The organism is Proteus sp. Marseille-Q3619, from assembly GCF_965283115.1.
On sequence record NZ_CBDIMP010000001.1, the window covers coordinates 1,867,709 to 1,882,358 of the forward strand.

A 14,650-nucleotide genomic window follows, 5' to 3' on the forward strand; every position below is an offset into this window, starting at 1 on the left:
AACCAGTGTAGTCACTGTTTGACAGACTGCCATTTCTAGCAGTCTGTCTATATGGAATCCGTTATTCGTCTTCCAATTCGATGTTGATACCCAGTGAACGGATCTCTTTCAACAATACGTTGAACGACTCTGGCATACCTGGTTCCATCTGATGGTTACCATCAACGATGTTTTTGTACATTTTGGTACGACCGTTAACGTCATCCGACTTAACAGTAAGCATTTCTTGAAGAGTATAAGCTGCACCGTATGCTTCCAGTGCCCACACTTCCATCTCCCCGAAACGCTGTCCACCAAACTGTGCTTTACCACCAAGAGGTTGCTGAGTAACCAAGCTGTACGAACCAGTAGAACGGGCGTGCATCTTGTCATCAACTAAGTGGTTCAGTTTCAGCATGTACATGTAACCAACAGTTACTGGACGCTCAAATTGTTCACCTGTACGACCATCGAAAAGTGTAATCTGACCAGAAGTTGGAAGATCAGCTAATTTCAGCATCTCTTTAATTTCCATTTCTTCTGCACCATCGAACACTGGTGTTGCGGTTGGCATACCTTTTTTCAGGTTTTCAGCCAGACGTAACACTTCTTCATCGCTGAAGGTGTCCAGATCAACTTTCTGACGAGGTGCCATACCCAGATCGTAAGCTTTCTGGATAAATTCACGTAATTTAGCAACTTCTTGTTGCTGTTTCAGCATCGCGTTGATCTTATCACCGATACCTTTAGCAGCCATACCCAAGTGAGTTTCAAGGATCTGACCGATGTTCATACGTGATGGTACACCCAGTGGGTTCAATACGAGGTCTACTGGATTGCCGTTTTCATCGTATGGCATGTCTTCAATTGGGTTAATCTTAGAGATAACACCCTTGTTACCATGACGACCCGCCATCTTATCACCAGGTTGGATCTGACGTTTAACAGCCAGGTAAACCTTAACGATTTTCAGCACGCCTGGTGCTAAATCATCACCTTGAGTGATTTTACGACGTTTAGCTTCCAGTTTCTTCGCGAACTCAGCTTTCAGTTCATCATACTGTTCTGCTAATTGTTCTAACTGGTTTTGCTTTTCTTCATCCGCAATACCCAGCTCTAACCAACGTTCACGAGGTAATTTATCTAATTTCTCAGCTTCAATACCGCCAGCAATCAGAACACCACGGATACGAGCGAATAGACCAGCTTCAAAGATACGCAGTTCTTCAGTTAAGTCTTTCTTAACTTCACGTAACTGTGATTCTTCGATTTCTAATGCACGTTTATCTTTTTCTACGCCATCACGGGTGAAGACTTGTACGTCGATAACTGTACCAGACACGCCATTAGGAACACGCAGAGAAGAATCTTTAACATCAGACGCTTTTTCACCGAAGATAGCACGCAGCAATTTCTCTTCTGGAGTCAGTTGAGTTTCACCTTTAGGTGTTACTTTACCAACCAGAATGTCACCACCTTTCACTTCAGCACCGATATAAACGATACCTGATTCATCCAGTTTAGATAACGCTGCTTCACCGACGTTCGGGATATCAGCTGTGATCTCTTCAGGCCCTAACTTAGTATCACGAGAGACACAAGCAAGTTCTTGAATATGGATAGTAGTGAAACGATCTTCTTGAACAACACGTTCAGATACAAGGATGGAGTCCTCGTAGTTATAACCATTCCATGGCATAAATGCCACGCGCATGTTTTGACCTAATGCTAACTCACCAAGGTCTGTTGAAGGACCATCGGCTAACACGTCACCACGATCAACAGGTTCACCTAAAGATACGCAAGGAGTTTGGTTAATACATGTGTTCTGGTTAGAACGAGTGTATTTGGTCAAGCTGTAGATATCGATGCCCGCTTCACCAGCGTAAGTCTCTTCTTCGTTAACTTTGATAACGATACGAGAAGCATCAACATACTGAACAACACCACCACGTTTAGCAACCGCAGTAACACCGGAGTCAACCGCTACCGCACGTTCCATACCTGTACCTACCAGTGGTTTATCACCACGAAGTGTAGGAACAGCCTGACGTTGCATGTTCGCACCCATCAATGCACGGTTGGCGTCATCGTGTTCAAGGAATGGGATCAGTGAAGCACCGACAGAAACAACCTGTTGGGTTGAAACGTCCATGTACTGAACTTGGTCACGACTAAATAAGCTTGACTCACCTTTATGACGGCAAGTAACTAATTCTTCAACGAAGTGATTGTCATCGTCTAATACGGAGTTAGCCTGAGCAATGATGAAGTTACCTTCTTCGATTGCAGACAGATAGTGAATTTCATCTGTTACGGCATTGTTTTCAACAACACGGTAAGGCGTTTCTAAGAAACCGTACTCATTAGTCTGTGCATAAACAGATAATGAGTTGATAAGACCGATGTTTGGACCTTCAGGTGTTTCGATTGGGCACACACGACCGTAGTGAGTTGGGTGTACGTCTCGAACTTCGAAGCCTGCACGTTCACGGGTCAAACCACCTGGGCCTAATGCAGAAATACGACGTTTGTGCGTAATTTCTGATAGCGGGTTATTCTGATCCATAAACTGTGATAACTGGCTAGAACCAAAGAATTCTTTGACAGCAGCAGAAATCGGTTTTGCGTTGATCATATCTTGTGGCATTAATGCATCAAGATCGCCTAAAGATAGACGCTCTTTAACTGCACGTTCAACACGCACCAGACCAACACGGAATTGGTTTTCAGCCATTTCGCCAACAGAACGAATACGACGGTTACCTAAGTGGTCAATATCATCCACTTCACCTTTACCATTACGGATATCAATCAGTTTTCTCATTACTTCAATGATATCTTCTTGGCTTAGGATGCCAGAACCCTCAACTTCGTCACGGCCTAAAGAACGGTTGAACTTCATACGACCAACAGCAGACAGATCATAACGATCTTCAGAGAAGAATAAGTTCTCAAATAAATTTTCTGCTGCTTCGCGTGTAGGTGGTTCACCAGGACGCATCATGCGATAGATTTCAACTAATGCGCTTAAACGATCGTTTGTAGGATCGACGCGAACAGTTTCTGAAATATAAGCACCATGATCTAAGTCATTGGTAAACAGTGTTTCAATCGTTTTATGACCAGCTTGACTTAAGCGAGCTAACACATCTAAAGAGATTTCCATGTTAGCAGCACAAATCAGTTCACCTGTCGCTTCATCAATATAGTCACGAGCAACCACTTTACCTGCAATGTATTCAACAGGTACTTCAATGCGGTCAACTTGCTCTTTTTCTAATTGACGAATATGGCGAGCGGTAATACGACGGCCTTTTTCGACATACACTTTGCCGTTTGCTTCAATATCAAATGAAGCAGTTTCACCACGCAGACGTTCAGGCACTAATGTCATCATCAGCTTGTTGTTGCTAATTTCAAACAATGTTTTTTCGAAGAATAATCCTAAGATTTCTTCAGTGCTGTAGTTCATTGCGCGTAAAATGATAGTCGCAGGTAATTTACGGCGACGGTCAATACGGACAAAAAGGTTATCTTTAGGGTCGAATTCGAAGTCTAACCATGAGCCACGATAAGGGATAATACGTGCGTTATACAGTACCTTACCTGAAGAGTGTGTTTTACCTTTGTCACTATCAAAGAACACACCAGGGCTACGGTGTAACTGGGAAACGATAACACGCTCAGTACCATTGATAACAAAGGTACCATTATCGGTCATTAATGGGATCTCACCCATATAGACTTCTTGTTCTTTGATGTCTTTAACGGTGCCTTCTGGGGCTTCACGTTCATAAATGACCAGACGCAGTTTTACACGCAGAGGTGCTGAATAAGTTACACCGCGGATCTGACATTCTTTAACATCAAAAACAGGCTCGCCTAAGCGGTAGCTGACATATTGTAATTCAGCATTACCACTGTAGCTTTGGATAGGAAATACGGAGCGGAAAGCTGCTTCCAGACCGTTTTGACCATCAGGATCTTGCTCGATAAACTTCTGGAACGAGTCAAGTTGGATAGAAAGGAGATAGGGAACATCCAGAACTTGTGGACGTTTACCAAAATCCTTACGAATACGTTTTTTCTCGGTATAGGAGTAAACCATAGGGTTCCTCAGCTCGCTGAAAAGTGACCCACTCTGCCTGTCCTTAACTTTAAGGATGGCTCGACATTCTGCAAACACTGTTTTTTTGTAGGTAGGAAAACAACTATTTTCCGAATATTCATTGCTATTACTCTTAAATCATTTCATTGTGCCAAGATCACTACCGAGCTTTCGAGAACGTGGATCGTAGTGACTAACACAGTATATTAAGTCGTCAATAGCAAAAAATATTGAAGTAATGAGACACCAAAAAAGTGTGAAAAAGTGACTCTTACCTTACAGCGCAAAAAGGCTGGTGACCAAAAAATCACCAGCCATCAGCCGTTAGGCTGCACTCTGGGAAGTTAAATTATTTAACTTCAACCTCAGCGCCTGCTTCTTCCAGAGCTTTCTTCAGAGCTTCAGCATCATCTTTGCTTACGCCTTCTTTCAGAGCTGCTGGTGCAGATTCTACTAAGTCTTTAGCTTCTTTCAGGCCAAGACCGGTAGCGCCACGTACTGCTTTGATTACTGCTACTTTGTTACCGCCGATAGCTTTCAGGATAACGTCAAATTCAGTTTTCTCTTCAGCAGCTTCTGCTGGACCCGCAGCAACAGCAACAGCTGCAGCAGCAGATACACCGAATTTTTCTTCCATCATAGAGATCAGTTCAACAACGTCCATTACAGACATTTCAGCAACTGCGTTTAAGATATCGTCTTTAGAAATAGACATAACAAGTGTTCCTAAAATTCAGAAAAAGTTTATACGTAAATAAAGCAACGAAGAAATTGGCTATTAAGCAGCTTCTTTCTGATCGCGCAGAGCAGCCAGAGTGCGAACCAATTTGCCTGCAGAGGCTTCTTTCATGGTTGCCATCAGGCGTGCGATTGCTTCATCGTAAGTTGGGAGTGTAGCCAGACGATCGATGTTCGAACCTGGGATAAACTCACCTTCAAAGGCAGCCGCTTTAATCTCGAATGCTGGGTTCGCTTTCGCGAAATCTTTGAACAGACGAGCAGCAGCGCCCGGATGTTCAGCAGAAAATGCAATCAAGGTTGGACCAACAAATGCATCTTTCAGTACTTCATAAGAAGTACCTTCAACAGCACGACGCAGAAGTGTGTTACGTACTACACGTACAGTAACGCCAGCTTCACGACATGCTTTACGCAGTTCGGTCATTTTAGCTACAGTAACGCCACGGGAATCCGCAACAACTGCAGAAAGCGCACCTTTGGCAACTTCGCTGACTTCAGCAACAATCGCTTGTTTGTCTTGAAGATTTAGTGCCATTAGCTTCTTGCTCCTGGATTAACCGAGTAAAAACTCGGGACTCACATCACTTATTACCACAATGGTATAAGCGCTAAAACACGGTGAGTAGAATCCAGAATATATAATTCTTTATTGGCTCTCTCACCGTCTACGCAGGAAAATTAAGTAATTACTTACACCTGCGGTCTTGGACGGGGTCTGGATAGGCCAGACTCCAACCGAAATTCAGAGAATTTAGTTATGTCGACTTGAATAAAATACAACATAGCTAAACTCAAGGCGTCAAATTCTATATAAATTTGACGCCAAGGTAAAGTCTTTTATGACTTTAGTCTAATCTAAGATTAAACTGTCGCGCTTAAGCTAGCTTGATCAATCGCAACACCTGCACCCATAGTGGTAGACAGGCTTACTTTCTTGATATAAACGCCTTTCGCTGCTGATGGTTTTGCTTTTTTCAGAGCAACCAGCAGAGCTTCTAAGTTTTCTTTCAACTGAGCTTCGTTGAAATCAACTTTACCGATAGTGGTATGGATAATACCATTTTTGTCGTTACGGTAACGAACCTGACCAGCTTTAGCATTTTTAACTGCTTCAGCAACGTTAGGAGTTACAGTACCCACTTTCGGGTTTGGCATTAAGCCACGTGGGCCAAGGATTTGACCTAATTGACCTACAACGCGCATTGCATCTGGAGATGCGATAACAACGTCAAAGTCCATTTCGCCAGCTTTAACTTTAGCAGCTAAGTCGTCCATACCGACTAATTCAGCGCCTGCTTCTTTAGCAGCTTCTGCATTTGCACCTTGTGCGAATACAGCAACGCGAACTGAACGGCCAGTACCGTGTGGAAGTACAGTTGCACCACGAACGTTTTGATCTGATTTACGTGCATCGATGCCAAGGTTAACAGCAACGTCAACGCTTTCAACGAATTTAGCAGTAGCCAGTTCTTTCAGTAAAGCAACAGCTTCAGCAATTTCGTACTGTTTAGTTACTTCAACTTTCTCACGGATATTGCGCATGCGCTTGGTTAGTTTAGCCATCAGATTAATCCTCCACTACCAGGCCCATGGAACGAGCAGTACCAGCAATTGAACGCATCATAGCTTCAACGTCAGCACCAGTCAGGTCCGCAGCTTTAGTTTCTGCGATTTCACGAACTTGAGCAGAAGTAATTTTACCTACTTTCTCTTTGTTCGGTTTGCCAGAACCTGATTTCACGCCCGCAGCTTTCTTCAGCAGAACTGCTGCTGGAGGAGTTTTGGTAACGAAAGTGAAAGAACGGTCAGCGTAAACTGTAATAACAACAGGAATTGGTAAACCTTTTTCTACGCTTTCAGTTTTAGCGTTGAATGCTTTACAGAATTCCATGATGTTAACACCTTGTTGACCCAGAGCTGGACCAACTGGTGGACTTGGATTAGCCATACCTGCAGAAACTTGCAGTTTGATATAGGCTTGGACTTTCTTAGCCATTAATTAATTCCTCAATTTGGGTATATCGCCCGGCTAGGGCTCCCCGATTTTACTTTGTTCTGTCTTATGACAAAACAACTCAAAACGAAAGGTGGAAAATTGTAGATAACTTTTCCACCTTTTGCAAGAAAGCAGCGTAAAAAGGTTTAACCTTTTTCAACCTGACTAAAGTCTAATTCAACTGGTGTTGCACGACCAAAGATTGATACAGAGACTTTTAAGCGGCTTTTTTCGTAATCAACTTCTTCAACAACACCATTAAAGTCAGCGAATGGACCATCGCTAACACGAACCATTTCACCTGGTTCAAACAGTGTTTTAGGACGCGGTTTATCACCAACTTGTTGTAAGCGATTCATAATCGCATCAACTTCTTTATCGCTAATTGGTGCAGGTCTGTCTGACGTTCCGCCAATGAATCCCATAACACGAGGTACATTACGTACTAAGTGCCAAGTTGCATCGTTCATGACCATTTGGACAAGAACATACCCTGGGAAAAATTTACGCTCACTTTTGCGACGTTGACCGCTACGGATCTCAACCACTTCTTCGGTTGGAACCATAACTTCGCCGAATGAGTCTTCCATTTCGTTTAATTTGATATGTTCACGCAGAGACTGTGCAACACGGCCTTCAAAGCCTGAAAATGCCTGAATGACATACCAGCGTTTTTTTGGAGAATCAGTCATGAACACCTCACAGGCCAGTAATAAATGAAACAAAACGAACCAGAATGCCATCCAGTCCCCAAAGAACTAATGACACAATAGCCGTCACCGCAGCAACAATCAGGGTTGTCTGCAATGTTTCTTGACGTGTTGGCCATACTACTTTACGCATTTCAATACGCGCTTCACGAGCAAATGCTAACGTTGCTTTACCTTGTGTTGTCCACAACGCGATCCCACCTGCTGCTACGAACAAAGCAACAACAGCTAAAGCTCGCAACGCTAGGTTAAATTCACGGTAAAGATAGTTGCCACCCACTGCTACTGCCAGCAATAAAACGGTAATGATCCACTTAGCGATATCACCACCGCGTTTGCTATCTTGAGCTCCGCTATTCGCACTCATAAATTAACCTGTCACTATGATGTAAATAAATAGCCAGCTTGCCTCGCAAGAGCAAAACAAATCAGACTAACCATAAAATCAACTATGATTGCATCTGACACAGTGTCATATCTCTATGACATTCGTATCTGCAAGATACTGGACTCGATTCGTTGTATCAGAGCCTATCTCACCAATAATTTACAACAAACTAGTGATGAGATAGGTTCTTTTTCAAACAACGCATAAAAAGGGCATCAATTGATGCCCTTTTTTAGGAAATTACGCGAGTAATTAACCTAATACTTTAGCAACAACGCCCGCACCTACTGTACGGCCACCTTCACGAATAGCGAAACGTAAACCGTCGTCCATCGCGATTGGGTGAATCAGTTCAACGATCATGTTGATGTTGTCACCTGGCATTACCATTTCTACGCCTTCTGGTAATTCGATAGTACCAGTTACGTCAGTTGTACGGAAGTAGAACTGTGGACGGTAGCCTTTGAAGAATGGAGTGTGACGACCACCTTCATCTTTGCTCAGAATATAAACTTCTGATTCGAATTTAGTGTGTGGCTTGATTGAACCTGGTTTAGCCAGAACTTGTCCACGTTCGATTTCTTCACGTTTAGTACCACGCAGAAGAACACCAACGTTCTCACCTGCACGACCTTCGTCAAGTAATTTACGGAACATTTCAACGCCAGTACAAGTTGTTTTAGTTGTTGGTTTGATACCAACGATTTCAACTTCTTCACCAACTTTGATAACACCACGCTCAACACGACCTGTTACTACTGTACCACGGCCTGAGATTGAGAATACGTCTTCGATTGGTAACAGGAATGGTTTGTCAATTGCACGCTCTGGTTCTGGGATGTATGAATCCAGTGCTTCTGCTAATTCAACAATTTTCGCTTCCCACTCAGCTTCGCCTTCCAGTGCTTTCAGCGCTGAACCACGGATTACTGGAGTGTCGTCACCTGGGAAATCGTACTGAGACAGAAGTTCACGAACTTCCATTTCTACTAATTCCAGTAACTCTTCATCATCTACCATGTCACATTTGTTCAGGAATACGATGATGTAAGGAACACCAACCTGACGACCTAACAGGATGTGCTCACGAGTTTGTGGCATTGGGCCATCAGTCGCAGCAACAACCAGGATAGCTCCGTCCATTTGCGCAGCACCTGTGATCATGTTTTTAACATAGTCGGCGTGACCTGGGCAGTCTACGTGTGCGTAGTGACGGCTTGGAGTGTCATATTCTACGTGTGAAGTAGAGATGGTGATACCACGAGCTTTTTCTTCTGGTGCGTTATCGATTTGATCGAATGCACGAGCAGAACCACCGTAAGTTTTAGCTAAAACTGTAGTGATTGCAGCAGTCAGAGTTGTTTTACCGTGGTCAACGTGGCCGATAGTACCAACGTTAACGTGCGGTTTTGAACGTTCAAATTTTTCTTTAGACACGACTATATTCCTTAATATCGCTCCCTCAAATAGAGGGAGCGTAAACTAAATTGAACTCGAAAGGATCTTATTTCGCTTTACGAGCTTCGATAATAGCCTGAGCGACGTTGCTAGGCGCTTCGTTGTACTTCAAGAACTCCATAGAGTAAGAAGCACGACCCTGAGTTTGTGAACGCAGGTCAGTTGCATAACCGAACATCTCAGCCAGTGGTACTTGAGCACGGATGATCTTACCGGTAGGCAGATCGTCCATACCTTCAACCATACCACGACGACGGTTTAAGTCACCGATAACGTCGCCCATGTAATCTTCTGGCGTTTCAATCTCAACTTTCATGACTGGCTCAAGCAGAATTGGCTTAGCTTTCATGAAGCCGTCTTTAAATGCCATTGATGCGGCAATTTTAAACGCGATTTCTGAGGAGTCAACATCATGGTAAGAACCATAATGTAAACGAGCCTGAATATCCACAACAGGGTAACCTGCTAATGGACCAGATTTCAGCTGTTCTTGAATACCTTTATCAACAGCTGGGATGAATTCTTTAGGAATTACACCACCAACGATATCGTTGATAAATACGTAGTTCTCTTCACCACCTGCTGGTAATGGAGACAGGTCGATAACAACATGACCATACTGACCACGACCACCAGATTGTTTCGCGTGCTTACCTTCGATATCAGTTACTGTATCACGAATAGTTTCACGGTAAGCAACCTGTGGTTTACCTACGTTCGCTTCAACTTTAAATTCACGACGCATACGGTCAACTAACACGTCTAAGTGCAGTTCACCCATACCAGCAATGATAGTTTGACCAGTTTCTTCGTCGCTTGATACGCGGAAAGATGGATCTTCTTGAGCCAGACGGTTCAGAGCGATACCCATTTTTTCTTGGTCAACTTTAGTCTTAGGTTCGATAGCAACAGAGATTACTGGCTCTGGGAATTCCATACGTTCTAAGATGATTGGTGCATCAATCGCACACAGAGTATCACCAGTAGTTACGTCTTTCAGACCGATAGCAGCAGCGATGTCGCCCGCACGAACTTCTTTAATTTCTTCACGCTTATTAGCATGCATCTGAACAATACGGCCAAAACGTTCTTTTTTGTCTTTAACCGGGTTCAGAACTGTGTCACCTGAGTTAATCACACCAGAGTACACACGGAAGAATGTTAAGTTACCAACAAATGGGTCAGTTGCGATTTTGAATGCCAGAGATGAGAATGGCTCTTCGTCGCTTGAATGACGTTCTGCTGGAGTATCTTTACCATCTGGTAAAATACCCTTGATTGCAGGTACATCTGTTGGTGCTGGCAGGTATTCAATTACCGCATCCAGCATTGCCTGAACACCTTTGTTCTTAAATGCAGAACCACAGGTAACCAGGATAATTTCGTTATCTAGAACGCGTTTACGCAGAGCAGCTTTAATTTCTGCTTCTGTTAGTTCTTCACCGCCCAGATATTTGTCCATCAGGTCTTCTGATGCTTCAGCAGCAGATTCAACCAGGTTGTTGTGCCATTCTTCAGCTAAATCTTGCAGATTTGCAGGAATGTCTTCGTATTCGAAAGTAACACCTTGGTCTTCTTCATTCCAACGGATTGCTTTCATTTTAATTAAGTCAACAACACCGGTGAAATCTTCTTCAGCGCCTACTGGGATTTGCAGTGGAACTGGGTTTGCTGCCAGACGTGTTTTGATTTGTTCAACAACACGCAGGAAGTTTGCACCCATACGGTCCATTTTGTTAACGAACGCGATACGTGGTACATGATATTTGTTAGCCTGGCGCCATACTGTTTCTGACTGAGGCTGAACACCACCAACTGCACAGTAAACCATAACCGCGCCATCAAGAACACGCATAGAACGTTCTACTTCGATTGTGAAGTCAACGTGACCTGGGGTGTCGATGATGTTTACACGGTGAGGCTCGAACTGTTTAGCCATACCAGACCAGAATGCAGTAGTTGCTGCGGATGTGATAGTAATACCACGTTCCTGCTCCTGCTCCATCCAGTCCATTGTTGCTGAACCTTCGTGAGTTTCACCAATTTTATGGTTTACACCGGTATAAAACAGAATACGTTCACTTGTAGTGGTTTTACCGGCATCGATGTGCGCACTGATACCGATATTACGGTAGCGTGCTATGGGGGTTTGACGAGCCATTTTTTCCTCTCTCGTGGGCGTTCAATTCAGGTAAAGGACAGCAGAGCTGTCCTGAAAAGAGTTGCAATACTCCGTGGATTACCAACGGTAGTGTGCGAACGCCTTGTTTGCATCTGCCATACGGTGAACGTCTTCACGTTTCTTAACAGCAGCGCCTTTGTTTTCAGCCGCATCAGATAATTCATTTGCCAGGCGAAGAGCCATGGATTTATCACCGCGTTTACGAGCAGCTTCAACAATCCAACGCATTGCTAATGCATTACGACGAACTGGGCGTACTTCAACTGGAACTTGGTAAGTTGAACCACCAACACGGCGGGATTTAACTTCCACAGTAGGACGTACGTTATCTAATGCGATTTCGAACGCTTCCAGTTCAGTTTTGCCTGAACGCTGAGCCAGGGTCTCAAGCGCATTATATACGATAGACTCTGCAGTAGATTTTTTACCGTCTACCATCAGAATGTTTACAAATTTAGCCAGCAGTTCTGATCCGAACTTAGGATCTGGCAGAATTTTACGTTGACCAATTACACGACGACGTGGCATGGAAATACTCCGTTTAAAATTCAGGGTTGTCCAAAACTCAATGAGTTTATTTTGACATTATTTGTGAAAAAATGTTTGGCCTTACTTAACGGAGAACCATTAAGCCTTTGGCTTCTTCACACCGTACTTAGAACGAGCTTGTTTACGGTCTTTAACACCAGAACAGTCCAGCGCGCCGCGAACAGTGTGGTAACGCACACCTGGTAAGTCTTTAACACGACCACCACGGATTAAGATTACGGAGTGCTCCTGCAAGTTGTGGCCTTCACCACCGATGTAGGAAGAAACTTCGAAACCGTTAGTCAAACGCACACGACATACTTTACGCAGTGCTGAGTTTGGTTTTTTTGGAGTGGTAGTATATACACGAGTACATACGCCACGTTTTTGCGGGCAAGCTTCCAGAGCTGGAACGTTGCTTTTAACAACTTTCGAGCTACGAGATTTGCGTACCAGCTGATTAATAGTTGCCATTTAAAAAAAGCTCCTGGTTTTTGCTTCGTAAACACGGATTTGAACTCTGTCTTGTCAACAAGACAAAACATGAGGACGCAGAATTTTATTGCTGACGGGCTCATGTGTCAAGAATTATACAGCAATTCTACGCTCCCCAATGAATTTGTTGGGGGTGTTTTACCGTTAAATCGACAAAATCACTATAATTGATGAGTTTAATATGATGAGATACTTGTTGTTTTAAGCCTCTTGCCAAAACATCATCAATTAATGCGTAAACTGAAATTTGCTGTTGAAGACAATGTTTTAATAAGGGATTGTCTTCAAGGACTGCCAGTACACCATCTTGTATTAACAAAACATCATCTTCTTTTGTCAATAAAGATAAAAAAGCCTCTAAATCACTTTGATAAATAGAGACAGAATAAGTATACAACATAACCGTTCAACCTTCCTGACTAACTTCTGTATTAAAAGCGCAATACCACATCATATTCACTCAATTTTTGAGTAATATCTTGTTGGGATATCACCTGTGCATCCAATACAAAAGAAGTTTGAGAGGATAATCCACGATGAGCTATGTCTTTCTGTGATATATAGACGTTTGTCACATCATACAAGGGTAGCACTTTAAATGTTGCAGCATGATGACGTGACAAAACCCCTTCAGGTTGTTGATTTTCAACGAGTTGAAACACACCATCAGAGATAAAAAAAACACCAATATCTTCTGTTAATGCCGAGGTTGCGAGTAATGCATCTAAACCTTCTCGCCCTGCACTATTACCATGAGGTGCTTGAGTAAAAAGGAATGCGATCGAATTCATTTTCTTCATTAAAATTGCACCACACGGGAACAGGTCAACATCGCTTGAGCCAGTGAACCCAAACCACTTAACTCAAATTCGGGCGCCATGTTATAGCTATCCATTTCCTGCTCTTTGGCCTGCTGCTCATCGATAATTCCTCTACGTAATGCGGCAGCAACACAAACATGCAAGGGGATTTGATGTTTTTTCGCCAAGGTAACCCACGCTTTAGGAAGATCAAATTCATCATTTGCAGGCGATACCAATTTATTAGCGTTCACAACACCTTCCCGATAGAAGAAGATTTGTGCAATCTGATGCCCTTTTTCAATAAGGGCATTTGCGAATAAATAGGCACTTGAAGCTTGTTCAGTTCCGTAATGAGGCCCCGTAACCACTAAACAATATGTCAAGGAACTCATAATGTTGCCTTATTCTCCGTTTTTAAACTGGCGAATATAGAGATACACAGTATGTTTTGAGATATTTAAGCGGTCTGCAACCTGATTAATAGCATCTTTAATATCAAAAATACCTTTCTCATAAAGGCTTAACACAACTTGTTTATTCTTAGCATTATTCGCAACTTCACGATCATTATTTACTTCTTCAATCGTGAACTCTAACGTTTGAGCCACTAAATCATCAACAGATGAGGCAAAGTTAACATCAGATGCAACGTCATGTGTTTCTTCAGGAATAAAGGTTTTGATTATTTCAGAGAATGGAACATCAAGGTTCATATTAATACACAATAAACCAATGACACGACGTTCACGATTACGAATGGCAATCGTGATTGACTTCATCAATGCACCACTTTTTGCTCTGGTAAAATAAGCCTTTGAAAAACTTGAATCTTCATCTGTGATGTCATGTAACATTTGTAATGCCAAATCGGTAATTGGAGAACCAATCTTACGACCAGTATGTTCTCCATTCGCGATTTTAACCGCTGAACATTTCAAATCTTCCAGAGAGTGCAATACAATTTCGCAATGATTGCCGATGAGCATTGCCAAACCATCCACGGCAGCTTCATAGGACTTTAGTATTTCGTGATCAGTTTGAGTAAAAGGTCGGCTATCTAATTTTTCAAACTCGCTGCTGTCACCATTAAATAACGGGCTAGACATTTGATTATATAATCCTTAAAGGCTTTAATTATGATAATGACTTGAGGTTCTATTTTTTATAACGATTCGTCATTGCGGATCAATTCAATATTAAAAAAATTTAAATATAAAAACAGAATTAAGAACGATCCTGACGTTAGATCGCCAGAAGAT

General features: G+C 42.8%; 15 protein-coding genes. All 15 read right to left on the minus strand.

Features of this window, described 5'->3' with window-relative positions:
• Nucleotides 1–61 precede the first annotated feature (61 nt).
• A complete protein-coding gene (gene rpoB / locus ACWPWK_RS08545; protein WP_109374341.1) occupies nucleotides 62–4,090 on the minus strand; it encodes a DNA-directed RNA polymerase subunit beta in 4,029 nt (1,342 codons plus the stop codon).
• Between the two features lie 349 nt (nucleotides 4,091–4,439).
• Complete coding sequence (rplL, locus tag ACWPWK_RS08550; protein ID WP_023583093.1) at nucleotides 4,440–4,805, minus strand: 50S ribosomal protein L7/L12; 366 nt, start codon at nucleotides 4,803–4,805, stop codon at nucleotides 4,440–4,442.
• Nucleotides 4,806–4,868: 63 nt separating this feature from the next.
• On the minus strand, nucleotides 4,869–5,366 hold the full coding sequence (gene rplJ / locus ACWPWK_RS08555; protein WP_006534706.1) for a 50S ribosomal protein L10: 498 nt from the start codon (nucleotides 5,364–5,366) through the stop codon (nucleotides 4,869–4,871).
• 326 nt (nucleotides 5,367–5,692) lie between these two features.
• Nucleotides 5,693–6,394, minus strand: coding sequence for a 50S ribosomal protein L1 (gene rplA / locus ACWPWK_RS08560; RefSeq protein WP_023583092.1), 702 nt, complete (start codon nucleotides 6,392–6,394; stop codon nucleotides 5,693–5,695).
• A 4-nt stretch (nucleotides 6,395–6,398) separates the two neighbouring features.
• Entirely contained in the window at nucleotides 6,399–6,827 is a 429-nt protein-coding gene (gene rplK, locus ACWPWK_RS08565) for a 50S ribosomal protein L11 (RefSeq protein WP_006534703.1), read from the minus strand.
• Between the two features lie 146 nt (nucleotides 6,828–6,973).
• Nucleotides 6,974–7,519 (minus strand): transcription termination/antitermination protein NusG, encoded by a 546-nt coding sequence (nusG, locus tag ACWPWK_RS08570; RefSeq protein WP_004246900.1) that lies wholly within the window; start codon nucleotides 7,517–7,519, stop codon nucleotides 6,974–6,976.
• A 7-nt stretch (nucleotides 7,520–7,526) separates the two neighbouring features.
• Nucleotides 7,527–7,904: a preprotein translocase subunit SecE gene (gene secE, locus ACWPWK_RS08575; RefSeq protein ID WP_023583091.1), complete on the minus strand. Its 378-nt coding sequence runs from the start codon at nucleotides 7,902–7,904 to the stop codon at nucleotides 7,527–7,529.
• 273 nt (nucleotides 7,905–8,177) lie between these two features.
• Nucleotides 8,178–9,362, minus strand: coding sequence for an elongation factor Tu (gene tuf, locus ACWPWK_RS08580; RefSeq protein WP_160229880.1), 1,185 nt, complete (start codon nucleotides 9,360–9,362; stop codon nucleotides 8,178–8,180).
• Between the two features lie 67 nt (nucleotides 9,363–9,429).
• Nucleotides 9,430–11,544 (minus strand): elongation factor G, encoded by a 2,115-nt coding sequence (gene fusA, locus ACWPWK_RS08585; RefSeq protein ID WP_109374255.1) that lies wholly within the window; start codon nucleotides 11,542–11,544, stop codon nucleotides 9,430–9,432.
• Nucleotides 11,545–11,622: 78 nt separating this feature from the next.
• Complete coding sequence (gene rpsG / locus ACWPWK_RS08590; protein ID WP_004246897.1) at nucleotides 11,623–12,093, minus strand: 30S ribosomal protein S7; 471 nt, start codon at nucleotides 12,091–12,093, stop codon at nucleotides 11,623–11,625.
• 99 nt (nucleotides 12,094–12,192) lie between these two features.
• A complete protein-coding gene (gene rpsL, locus ACWPWK_RS08595; protein ID WP_004236497.1) occupies nucleotides 12,193–12,567 on the minus strand; it encodes a 30S ribosomal protein S12 in 375 nt (124 codons plus the stop codon).
• A gap of 127 nt (nucleotides 12,568–12,694) precedes the next feature.
• Nucleotides 12,695–12,988, minus strand: a complete 294-nt coding sequence (gene tusB / locus ACWPWK_RS08600) for a sulfurtransferase complex subunit TusB (RefSeq protein WP_109374254.1) — start codon at nucleotides 12,986–12,988, stop codon at nucleotides 12,695–12,697.
• 31 nt (nucleotides 12,989–13,019) lie between these two features.
• Nucleotides 13,020–13,388 (minus strand): sulfurtransferase complex subunit TusC, encoded by a 369-nt coding sequence (gene tusC, locus ACWPWK_RS08605; protein ID WP_109374253.1) that lies wholly within the window; start codon nucleotides 13,386–13,388, stop codon nucleotides 13,020–13,022.
• Complete coding sequence (tusD, locus tag ACWPWK_RS08610; protein ID WP_109374252.1) at nucleotides 13,388–13,783, minus strand: sulfurtransferase complex subunit TusD; 396 nt, start codon at nucleotides 13,781–13,783, stop codon at nucleotides 13,388–13,390. Before tusD ends, tusC begins: the two co-directional genes overlap by 1 nt.
• 9 nt (nucleotides 13,784–13,792) lie before the next feature.
• Nucleotides 13,793–14,497, minus strand: a complete 705-nt coding sequence (locus ACWPWK_RS08615) for a helix-turn-helix transcriptional regulator (RefSeq protein ID WP_109374251.1) — start codon at nucleotides 14,495–14,497, stop codon at nucleotides 13,793–13,795.
• Nucleotides 14,498–14,650 lie beyond the last annotated feature (153 nt).

Excerpts from the sequence above, each read along its gene's own strand:
- rplL (WP_023583093.1), bottom strand. The coding sequence starts at position 4,805 with ATGTCTATTTCTAAAGACGATATCTTAAACGCAGTTGCTGAAATGTCT.
- rpsL (WP_004236497.1), bottom strand. The coding sequence starts at position 12,567 with ATGGCAACTATTAATCAGCTGGTACGCAAATCTCGTAGCTCGAAAGTT.
- tusB (WP_109374254.1), bottom strand. The coding sequence starts at position 12,988 with ATGTTGTATACTTATTCTGTCTCTATTTATCAAAGTGATTTAGAGGCT.
- fusA (WP_109374255.1), bottom strand. The coding sequence starts at position 11,544 with ATGGCTCGTCAAACCCCCATAGCACGCTACCGTAATATCGGTATCAGT.
- rpsG (WP_004246897.1), bottom strand. The coding sequence starts at position 12,093 with ATGCCACGTCGTCGTGTAATTGGTCAACGTAAAATTCTGCCAGATCCT.
- rpoB (WP_109374341.1), bottom strand. The coding sequence starts at position 4,090 with ATGGTTTACTCCTATACCGAGAAAAAACGTATTCGTAAGGATTTTGGT.
- tusC (WP_109374253.1), bottom strand. The coding sequence starts at position 13,388 with ATGAAGAAAATGAATTCGATCGCATTCCTTTTTACTCAAGCACCTCAT.
- ACWPWK_RS08615 (WP_109374251.1), bottom strand. The coding sequence starts at position 14,497 with ATGTCTAGCCCGTTATTTAATGGTGACAGCAGCGAGTTTGAAAAATTA.
- secE (WP_023583091.1), bottom strand. The coding sequence starts at position 7,904 with ATGAGTGCGAATAGCGGAGCTCAAGATAGCAAACGCGGTGGTGATATC.
- nusG (WP_004246900.1), bottom strand. The coding sequence starts at position 7,519 with ATGACTGATTCTCCAAAAAAACGCTGGTATGTCATTCAGGCATTTTCA.
- rplJ (WP_006534706.1), bottom strand. The coding sequence starts at position 5,366 with ATGGCACTAAATCTTCAAGACAAACAAGCGATTGTTGCTGAAGTCAGC.
- rplK (WP_006534703.1), bottom strand. The coding sequence starts at position 6,827 with ATGGCTAAGAAAGTCCAAGCCTATATCAAACTGCAAGTTTCTGCAGGT.
- tusD (WP_109374252.1), bottom strand. The coding sequence starts at position 13,783 with ATGAGTTCCTTGACATATTGTTTAGTGGTTACGGGGCCTCATTACGGA.
- rplA (WP_023583092.1), bottom strand. The coding sequence starts at position 6,394 with ATGGCTAAACTAACCAAGCGCATGCGCAATATCCGTGAGAAAGTTGAA.